Raw genomic sequence first — 5,173 nt, 5'->3', positions numbered from 1 at the left:
GATCAGGGCCTCGGGGTGGCGTTCCAGATAGTCGGCGAAGACCCGGATCGACCGGGCGGCGGTCGCCAGTTCCCTTATCAGGCCGGTCATGTCCTGGACCACCGGCTGCGCCGAACCGACCACCCTGTTGGTCGACTTCAGGGTGGCTTCGGCTTCGGTGCCGATCGCGGCGACGCTCTCCGACGCTTCGCGCAGGGCGCGGATCATCGGACCCGCCTCGCCGCTGACCGTCCGCATGGTCCGGTCGAGTTCGACCAGGGTGCTGCTGAGCGATGCCACCGCCTGGGTGGTGGCGGGACCTCCGAGCAGGACTCCGGCGGAATGGACCGCCGCGCGCAGTTCCTCGACCGTCTCGCCGATGGGAGCCTTGGACAGCGAGTCCATCAGCCCGGTCAGCGACCGGGTGGCGGTGTCCAGCACGTTGGGTTCGGCCGGAAGCTCGGGCAGCGGGCCGGAGGTGTCGAGGGTGGCGGGCGGCGACGCCGGGAAAAGGTCCAGCGCCACCACCAGTTCGCCGGTCAGGATGTTGCCGGTCTGGACCTGGGCGCGCAGTCCGCGCCGCACCAGCGCGTCTACCCTGTCATAGTCGGCGGACGCCGCCGACGGATCGGTCGGGGTCGGGGCCGAATCGATCCGTTCCGGCTCGATCTCCAGCATGACGGGGATGCGCACGCTGTTGCTCGCCTGATCCCAGGCCAGCTTCACGTCGGTCACCTGACCGATGCGGATGCCCTTGAACTCGACCGGCGAACCGGGCCGCAGCCCCCTCACCGAGCCGTCGAAATGGACCAGGAACGGCAGCTTGCGGGTATAGCGCGCCGCCTCGACGCTGCGCTGGTTTTCGAACAGGGGGTATGTCGATCCCTCGACGGCGGGCTCGCTCGGGTTCTCGATCCCCGGCGTGTCGAAGGCGACACCGCCGGTCGCAAGGGTCTGGAGGGACTCGATCGACAGGGCAGGCCCGTCCGGGCCGTAGGACAGCTCGATGCCGCTGGTGTTCCAGAAGCGGCTGTTCGGCCGGACCAGCCTGTCGTAGGGCGCGTGCACGAAGACCGGGATGTGGAGTTCCCCCCAGTCCTGGGTGAACTCGTAGCCGAGAACCTCGCCGACCTGGATGCCGGCATAGTAGATCGGCACGCCGGGCGCCAGGCCGCCCAGGCGGCTGGAGGTCAGCAGGAAGCGCCGGCCGGGCGTATTGGTCTGGACGAGCGGCGGGTCCTCTAGGCCCTTGAAGCTGCTTTCCGCTTCGCCGGCGCCGGGATCGATCCCGATATAGGAGCCGGAAACGATCGTGGTCAGCCCGGATATCCCGCCGGTGCCCAGCCGGGGCTTGACGACCCAGAAGCGGCTGCCCTGGGTCAGGTAGGGCGAAGCCTGCTTGACCATGCGGGCGGTCACCAGGACATGCGTGAGGTCTTCGGAAACGGTGACGGTCTCGACGGTGCCGACATCGACGGCCTTGTACTTGACCTTCGTCTTGCCGGCCTCGATCCCCTCCGCCGTTTCGAACGTGATCGTCACGACCGGACCCCGGTCGCTCGCCGTGCGCCAGATCAGCCAGCCGCCGACCAGGGCCGCCACGATGGGCACGATCCAGATGGAGGGCAGGGTGCGCCGGCGGCGCACGGGCTCCGCCGCCGGGGTGACCTTGGCATCATCCCGGTTCTTGTTATCCACGGTTCAACTCTCCCTTCGAATGGCGGCGTCCCACATCAGGCGGGGGTCGAAGGCATGCGACGCCTGCATGGTCACGACGACCACCATGGCGAAGGCGACCGCGCCGAGCTCCGCCTGGACCGTGGCGATGGCACCCAGCTGGACCAGCGCCGTCAGGAGGGAGATCATGAAGATGTCGACCATCGACCAGCGGCCGATCCCCTCGATCAGGCGGTACAGGCGCGTCCTTTCCTTCAGGCGCGCGGCCGAACCGCGCCGGACCGACAGGAGCAGGTAGCAGAGCCCGGCCAGTTTCAGCACCGGCACCGCGATGCTCGCGAAGAAGACCAGCAGCGCGATCGGGAGCATGCCCGCCGCGACCAGGGTCTCGACTCCGGAGAGGATCGTGTCCGGCTCGCCCGAGCCGAAATACACGACCGTCATGATCGGCAGCAGATTGGCCGGAACGTACAGGATCGCCGCCGCGGCCGCCAGGGAGGCGGTGCGGTGGAAGCTGTCGGGTTTCCGCCTGTGCAGTGCGGCGCCGCATCTCGGGCATGGCCCGTGCCCGCTTTCCGTCAGCTGGGCGCAGGCGTGGCAGCGGACCAGCCGCTCGGGTGCCGCACCCGTGATCCCGCCGGCCCTGATCTGCGGCGACAGGCGGTCCCAGACGTCGAGCGGGTCCAGCACCGCCTCCGCCCAGGTCATCGTCACCATCAGGCCGACAAGGGCGAACAGCGACGGGCCGATCTCGACCGTGGCGATGTCCGACAGCTTCACATAGGCGACGATCAGGCCCAGCAGGAAGACCTCCACCATCGCCCAGGGCCTGAGGTGGTTGAGCAACCGGAAAACGCGCGCGGTCGCCGGCGCCGGGCGGCCCGCCAGCAGGGGCAGCACGACATACAGCGTCGACAGGATCTTCAGCAGCGGCGCCGCCAGGACGGTGAAGAAGACCAGCACCGCCAGGATCGGATATCCCACGTTCCACAAGGCTTCGGCGCTGCTCAGGATGCCGCCCGGCTGCTCGCGCCCTTCCAGCTCGAAGATCAGCAGCGGGAACATCGTCGCAACAGCCAGCAGGATCAGCGCCGCCAAGGACAGGGCGGCGGTGGCATGCAGGCCATGGGCATGCCTGGTGTACAGCGACGCGCCGCACCGCGAACACGCCACCTTCTCACCGGCCGACAGATCGGGCAGCGCGTGAAGCAAGCCGCAGTCGGGGCAGGCCATGAGCGGCCGCCCCGCCGGGGCCGTGAGTGATTGTGTCGGCATCAGGATAGTCCCGTCTTCGGTGTGCGATCATGCTGGAACGAACGCTCCGGCATAACTCCTAAGTGGGACTTAGGGTTCCATATACGCCGTATGCCGTTCGCGGTTCCCGAGGCATGCTCGGCGTCCGGGGACATGGGCTCGGCCAATCGAGATCGTTGGGGCAGGGTTGATTCCACATCGGCGCGGTTGCAGTCAAGGAGGCTTGCCGGGGAATATGGCACAGAACGAAGCGGCAGGCTAAAGGCCAATCCGTGTTCGTCGTTTGTCGGCCGTACGGCGCGGGAAATTTTCAAGTGAAGCGCGCTTGCCGCCAAGTACGGCATCAGGAGAGAAGGTTCTTGCGCTCGGACGCCCTCAACAATCGCATCGCAATCCTCGAGACGGCAAGCTCTCTCCTCAGGGCGACCGGATCGATACCCCTTCTCGATGAGGTCGCCGAGCACGCGGGCATTTCGCGAACGACCTTCTTCCGGCATTTTCCCGATCGCGGATCCATGCTCGAAGCGATGCTGGAGCGTTCGATCGACGAGCTGGAAGCCGCCGTCACAGGCATGGAGCAGTCCGATACCGCCCTGTTCGACCTGCTGGCCCTGTTGTGCGAGGGCGCCAGCACCGAGCTGGCATTCGTCAATTACTGGTGGGACAGCTCGCAGCGCGACGAAAAGGCCGGCGCCTTCCTGAACCGGGCGCTGGCCCGGGCCTGCTCCATCCTGGAAAGCCCCATCCGGCGCGCCGCTCAGGCCGGCTTGTGCCGGCCCGACCTGACGCCGCGCGATATCGTCCTTGCCGCCCCCATGCTCAGCGGCGCCCTGCGGGGCCGGACTGCCGAGGAACGCGAGATCCTGGTGACCCGTGTCATCAGCCTGCTCACCGAAGGGATCAGGAAGCGGTAATGGGGCTGACCGTCAGCCGGCATCAAGGCTACCTGAAGGTCACCGGTTTCTCCCGGCAGGGACAGGCTGGACGATAGATACCGGATCCGGCCACGGTGGCGGAAATCGGTGAACGGGCGGCATTCGGCGGCACGACCTTGGTCATCGTCTGTTGCAGATCATTAGAAACTGTACCGGCGATCGACATGACCCCACCGGAATACACGCCCCAGACCCGCAGCGTGGTGCAGGCGCAGCCGAATCCAGAGTTCTGGCCATTTGTCGCGATGGTCAAGACTTCCCATACACCGACGGTGCTTACCAGCCCGCATCGGCCCGATAACCCGATAATCTTCGCCAACGATGCCTTTATGCGGCTGACCGGCTACCGGGGCAACGAAGTGCTGGGGCGCAACTGCCGCTTCCTCAGCGGACCGGAAACGGACCGGGCGGCCAGCAGCGAGGTGCGCCATGCCATTGAGGCTGCAGAGCCGGTCAGCGTGAAGCTCCTGAACTACCGCAAGGACGGCTCACGGTTCTGGAACCAGCTACACATCAGCCCGATCTTCGACGAAGCCGGTATCCTGGCCTACTTCGTGGGCTACCAGCATGACATCACGCGGCAGGTCGAGGCCGAGCAGGCTTTGCGGCAGGCCCGGCAGGAGCTGGAGGAGCGGGTGATGGAACGCGAAGGATTGATCCGCGAGATCCATCACCGGGTCCGCAACAATCTTCAGACCATCATCGGGCTGCTCAACCTGGAAGCCAGGCGCGGAGATCCATTACTGCGACGGCAGTTCGATCTGATCACGCAGCGCGTCCGCGTGCTGGGCAGCATTCATGGGCAGCTGGAGAGCTTTGAAAACTGGACGACGATCGACTTCAGCCAACACCTACGGGAGATCTGCGCTTCCCTGATGATCCTGTTCGAGGAGCGTATCGCGGTTCGGGTCGATGCCGAGCCTTTCGTGTGCGACGTCGAGGCAGCCATTTCCCTGGGCTTGATCGCCAATGAACTGATTGCCGCGCGTTTCAGTCACATCTGCAGGATGGGCACAGCGGAGGAGATCCTGATCGGAGTGTTGCTCAGGGTCCACCGGCAGACCAACGTCATTGAACTGGCGGTCAGCCTGACCGGGGATGAGCATACCTCATGGTCAGCCGGCGACCTCATTTATCCCAGCGACATCGTCGACGTTCTGGCCGAGCAGATGGGAGCCGAACTCACCCTCACCTTGGATACGGGTCCAACAGTGAGACTGACGGTACCTGCCGGCAAGATCATAGCCAGGTCTCCCGCGCGGCCATCGTGAGGGTATCGTGCCATTACGATGGATGCCGGACCATCGTCCAACAAGGCGGCTTAAGTT

4 protein-coding genes are annotated in these 5,173 nt (G+C 65.8%); 2 read left to right on the top strand and 2 right to left on the bottom strand.

Annotated elements, in window-relative coordinates:
- Both AC5JJ6_RS40640 and AC5JJ6_RS40635 read right to left on the bottom strand, forming a co-directional pair.
- The coding region (locus AC5JJ6_RS40640) for a PqiB family protein (RefSeq protein ID WP_496047504.1) at nucleotides 1–1,677 on the bottom strand (1,677 nt) is incomplete at its 3' end.
- A 3-nt stretch (nucleotides 1,678–1,680) separates the two neighbouring features.
- A complete protein-coding gene (locus tag AC5JJ6_RS40635; RefSeq protein WP_496047503.1) occupies nucleotides 1,681–2,931 on the bottom strand; it encodes a paraquat-inducible protein A in 1,251 nt (416 codons plus the stop codon).
- 338 nt (nucleotides 2,932–3,269) lie between these two features.
- On the opposite strand from AC5JJ6_RS40635, the gene AC5JJ6_RS40630 reads away from it, so the two are divergent.
- Together AC5JJ6_RS40630 and AC5JJ6_RS40625 are read left to right on the top strand one after the other, a co-directional pair.
- Nucleotides 3,270–3,824, top strand: a complete 555-nt coding sequence (locus tag AC5JJ6_RS40630) for a TetR/AcrR family transcriptional regulator (RefSeq protein ID WP_496047502.1) — start codon at nucleotides 3,270–3,272, stop codon at nucleotides 3,822–3,824.
- Nucleotides 3,825–3,919: 95 nt separating this feature from the next.
- A complete protein-coding gene (locus AC5JJ6_RS40625) occupies nucleotides 3,920–5,116 on the top strand; it encodes a PAS domain-containing protein (protein ID WP_496047501.1) in 1,197 nt (398 codons plus the stop codon).
- Nucleotides 5,117–5,173: the final 57 nt, after the last annotated feature.

The sequence above is a fragment of the Skermanella sp. genome (assembly GCF_059503625.1).
The sequence above is the reverse complement of the archived record's forward strand: the minus strand, read 5'-3'. Positions and strand labels throughout refer to the sequence as shown.

What these genes read in the sequence shown, in the direction of transcription:
- AC5JJ6_RS40635 (WP_496047503.1), bottom strand. Translation starts at nt 2,931, where the DNA reads ATGCCGACACAATCACTCACGGCCCCGGCGGGGCGGCCGCTCATGGCC.